Source organism: Gemmatimonadota bacterium (genome assembly GCA_026706845.1).
GTDB lineage: Bacteria > Latescibacterota > UBA2968 > UBA2968 > UBA2968 > VXRD01.
In genome coordinates this window covers 18,036-23,042 of the sequence record JAPOXY010000247.1, presented here as the reverse complement: position 1 = coordinate 23,042, position 5,007 = coordinate 18,036, and the positions used below count along the sequence as shown (strand labels likewise).

Below are 5,007 nucleotides of genomic sequence, written 5' to 3'. Positions count from 1 at the left end.
ACCCATTACTGCTGTAATGGTAGCGCTCAGTCTCATAGTCATGGGTTTTATTTCTCTGTTTAGATTGCCCCTCGAATACGCTCCTGATTTGCAGTATCCCAGAATGTATGTGAGCTATTCATATCCCTCATCATCTCCCGAAGAGATTGAGCAAAAAATTACCAGGCCAATAGAAGAGATGCTGGGCACGATTCCCGGCGTTGAATCACTCCGTGCGCGATCCTACGACAGTCGGGGTTATGTGTTCATGGAATTTGACTACGGTACCGATATGGATCTCAAATCTATTCAGGTAAGAGATCGCATAGATCAGGTTCGCGGCAGACTTCCCGAAGACCTCGAACGCATTGAGATGCGCAGATGGGACTCATCAGATTGGGAAATTCTGGACTACAATATGATCTGGCTGGGCGATGATCAATCTGAACTCGTCACAGTGTATAAAAACACAATCTTACCGCGCTTACAACGTATCCGCGGGGTGGGCAATGTCGAAATGGAAGGCGCCGACGAAAGAATACTCAGAGTCGATGTCGATAAAAATCGCATGCACGCCCATGGTCTGGACATTCGCACCCTCAACAGAACGATCCGTTTCAACAATATCAATATTTCTGGCGGTTACGTCACCGAAGGCGACAAACGCCTCGCTGTTCGGGCAGTGGGTGAATTTGACGAAGTGGATCAAATACGCGATCTCACACTTCCCAATGGTCTGGAAATAAAAGATGTGGCGCAGGTGAGTTACGACTATCCGGAAAAGCGATATTTCGAACGCATGGACGGGCGCGATGTGGTCTCTATGGAAATTCGCAAAACCTCGACAGCCAATCTGGTAGAAACTTGCCGACTGGTCCGGGCAGAGTTAGACGCCCTTCAAGATGAAATCGGGCGCGACAAATTGCGATTGCACTTGCGCCGAGACCAATCAGAAGCAGTGGTAAAAGGCATCGCCAGCCTGGGGCAATCCGCCATGTTGGGAGGCATGCTCGCTATTGGTATCATTTTTGTGTTTTTGCGAAACTTCCGCAGCACCCTCATTGTAGGGTCCGCCATTCCCATTTCGGTATTGTGCGTTTTCATGATCATGTATCTAATGCGGCAAGTGTTTGGATCGACTATCACGCTGAACATGATCTCGATGATGGGTTTAATGGTCGCCATTGGGATGCTGGTCGATCCAGCGGTCGTGGCTCTGGAAAATATTTATCGCAGGCGTTTTGACGTAGGCGATGGCACGCGAACCGCAGCGATTGAGGGCAGCCGCGAAATCGGCATCCCTGTACTGGCAGCGGCACTGACGACGATATGTGTATTTGTACCCCTCATTTTTATTTCTGGATCGTACAATACGATGTGGATGCGCGATTTTGCCATCACCGTGTGCATTGCAGTCGTAGCCGCACTATGCGTGGCTTTAACACTCATACCCCTGGCCTGCTCTCGGGCATTTTCAAATGCGGGTACCCGCGTCGATCTCTTTTTGAAAATTGGATTGGGCACTCTATTTGCCTCAGGCGCAGCGTATCTCATTTACCAGAAAGGCATTGTCGAATCCGCCACCTGGCTCAAAGATAATATCCTGTGGATTTTGGGCGGACTTTCAACCGTGCCAATAGGCGCCTGGATCGCGCTGGGCGCATTCCTCGCCACAATCGGCTATCTCTATTTCCGGTTTCGACACCTTGGCCTCAAAGGTATTTACACGCGCGTAATTAGCACAACCCTGCACTATCGCTGGACCACCGTTGTCGTCGCTACATTTATCCTCTTTGGCGGCATATACATTTTCACCAAAATTGAAGTACAGCGCTATCGCTATCAACCCGACCGAATGGTGGGCTATATGGTGGAAATGCCGCGAACGTACGATATCGACGACGCACTCGCGCTTTTCAAACAAATTGAAGCCATTATCATTCCCCAAAAGGAAGAACTGGATATCGAAGCGATAAAAACGCGATTTAGCACCCGACGCGGCAATACGATCTATTTGTACTTAAAACCCGTCGAAGAAAGCCCGCTTAGCACAGACGATGTGAAAAAAAAGGTAAGTGCTTTGCTGCCCAAAGATATCCCGGGCGTGCGTTTTAAGGCGGGCTTCAGGCGGGGTGGCAGCAGCGGCACGGGCGTCGGGATAGAAGTCAAAGGCAGGAACCCCGAAGTCCTGGCAATTTTGGCCGAAGATATTCGGCTGCGAATGGACGATATTGAGGGCATTCACGATGTGGAAACCAGCCTGGAAAGTGGCACAGAAGAAATCAGGGTCTCGGTGAGGAGAGAACGCGCGCAACAATACGGCCTTTCACCGCAGCAAATAGCTACAACTGTTGCCACGGCATTGGGGGCACGCGGAAATAGCAAATTCAAAACGCCGGATGGGGAAATCGATATTGCCTTACAATTACGAGAAGAGGACCGCGCCACACTGGATCAACTCAAAACCCTCTCTTTTGAAAACAACCGGGGCAATATGATTGCATTTGCCAGCCTGGCTGATTTTGAATTGACCAAAGGACCCCGATCCATTGAACGCCAGGATCGGATGACAACAGTGACGGTGTTTGCAAACACGGAAGCATCGGAGGTGCAAAAGGTCGGTTATGAAATGCGCGATCGCATGGGCGCCATCCCATTGCCCAATGGATATAGCTGGCAGATGGATCGACGATTCCGCTATATGTCTTCAGAAGAGGGCGAAACGAATTTCACCATGATATTTGCCGCCCTGCTCATATATCTGATCATGGCCTCTCTATTTGAATCGTACATCCATCCATTTACCATCATGTTTTCGATCAGTTTTGCGTTTATAGGTGTCGCATTGGGACTTTACATATTTGGCATTGCGCTGGACAGCAATGCGACCTATGGGTTGCTCATTTTGTTTGGCATTGTGGTCAACAACGGCATTGTATTAATCGACCACATCAACCGCTATCGCAAGCAGGGGTTATATCGAAGAGATGCGATCTTGCGCGGCGGACAGGATCGCCTGCGTCCCATTTTGATGACCGCAACCACGACCATCCTGGGGCTTACGCCGCTGGTTATTCCGATGATTTACGGCAATGCCGAAGGCAATGCCAGGCGTTGGGGACCAATTGGTCTGGTCATTATTTCTGGTCTCTCGATCTCTACTATCCTCACGCTCGTCATCTTGCCCACCATATATTCGCTCATGGACGACCTATCGGGATATACAAAGCGGATTGTAGCCGTGGCAAAAAGAGCCTGAATCGCATAAACATATAAAAAAAGCGCTGTGCAGAACGATCTGCACAGCGCTTTGTCATGTACTAAAACAGATAACCTACTCTCCAAGTGAAATATCTACGGAAGGACGCAATGCCGCACAGGTTTTGAGCACGGGATGGATGGGATGTGTGAGAAAAGCTTCGAAGACCTTTCCATCGAGGTCTGCCCCCGTATCAATGGCGACAAAAGCTTGTTGCGTGAGCAAATAGTCAAAGCGGGGTGCCCATTTGCGCGCGCCCAAACGCGCGGTTGTCGAGCAATTGTCAATCATATAAGCCACACCGCGATAGTGCATATAGGGATTGAGTGAATCCACGCTTTCAATAACAGATTCATTGGCAATCTCGGACCAGGCGTGACCTTTTTCAGATAGAATATCGCATTGCGCCACCATAACCGCACAATAGACGCCTGCGGTAAACGGATTGACGGGAATATCTTCTTCAACGCGCCTGGCGCGCACACTCTTGCCCACCTCCCACATGCGCGTGCCGTCAATCTTCCCCATGGGATAACGCTCAAAGCGTTTATTCGCCGCGATCACACTGCGGATCTCATCGCCGCTTGCAACGTCATCATAGATCTCGAGCAGAACCTCGGCCGCAGGGTGATAAGATGCACAATAGGCTTTCTCAAATTCGGCCTTGCCCGCATCGTCAAAACCCTCGTACACCGCGAGAATACCCTGCTTGGAAATGATTTTTGAAATGGGACCGGTAATGGACTCGCACGATTCATTAAAAGCGTCTTCCTCGCTCATCCCCTGAAATGTGTAGCGGCGGTAAAGACATTCAGCCACGCCGTGTACAGCGCCGAGCAGGATGCCGCGCTCGCCATAGATATCAGAGAGATATTCCTGTTCCAGTGTGGTCTGAAACGTAAAAGGCGCGCCGAGAGCAATAGACCATCCAAGAGCAATATCGGTAGCATTACCATCGATATCCTGCACCACGGCAAACGAGGCATTGATGCCCGCGCCATTGACTTCTTTGCCCTGTTCGTACAGGCGGCGCACAGAAGGCCCCATGCCTTTGGGACAAACAGCGATCACATTCACATCGTCGGGAAATTTAGTTCCCATGGTTTTCATATGACCGAGCAAGAACCCATGTGACAGACCGAGCGTAGCACCGGGTTTGAGGCGGTCAAAAATAGCCTGGTGATTCTCCGCCTGCGCTGCATCGGCGATGAGCAAAAGCACCAGATCCGATTCCGCGATAACCTGATACATTTCTCCCAAAGTACCATTAGCTTCGGTAAAACCGGCGGCTTCGGCATCTTCAACCGAGGAAGAACCGGGCCGCAGCCCCACTTTGACCTTAACCCCCGTGCCTTCCAGAGATTCGCGCAGATTTTGTGCCTGAGCAGGCCCCTGTGATCCCCAGCCGATCACGCCAATCTGGTCAATATCTTTGAGGGCCTCCGGCAATTTGTGAAAAAGATCGCGCCCGCCACGCACAATCCTTTCTCGCGTACCAGCGAGATCAATAGTTTCGGTCTCAAAAACACTGCTGGAAAAATCCAAATTCATGAGAAACTCCTTAACGGTAGGTATTAATAGTTTGCCGATTGCAAAAAGCAAAGTATAAACTATATTTAAAAAAGAAAAGACTTCTATTAAAAGCAACTAAATTCACCAAACAGGTCGTCTCTATGGCTGAAACATTCGATACAGCAATACTAAACCGTGCAACACCGGCCGTCGGTGAGGACGCCATCGACATCGAAGAGCAGAAAGCGGAGCCGCAG

At 50.1% G+C, this 5,007-nt stretch carries 2 protein-coding genes; one reads left to right on the top strand and one right to left on the bottom strand.

The genetic code is table 11. The features are described 5' to 3' along the window. Nucleotides 1-3,238, top strand: a 3,238-nt coding sequence (locus OXG87_21995; GenBank protein ID MCY3872228.1) for an efflux RND transporter permease subunit, incomplete at its 5' end; no start/stop codon positions are given. Between the two features lie 75 nt (nucleotides 3,239-3,313). Here the strand turns inward: OXG87_21995 and OXG87_21990 are convergent. Continuing rightward, complete coding sequence (locus OXG87_21990) at nucleotides 3,314-4,789, bottom strand: ketol-acid reductoisomerase (GenBank protein ID MCY3872227.1); 1,476 nt, start codon at nucleotides 4,787-4,789, stop codon at nucleotides 3,314-3,316. Nucleotides 4,790-5,007 lie beyond the last annotated feature (218 nt).

Coding starts and splice junctions, on each gene's coding strand:
- OXG87_21990 (MCY3872227.1), bottom strand. CDS start 4,789: ATGAATTTGGATTTTTCCAGCAGTGTTTTTGAGACCGAAACTATTGAT.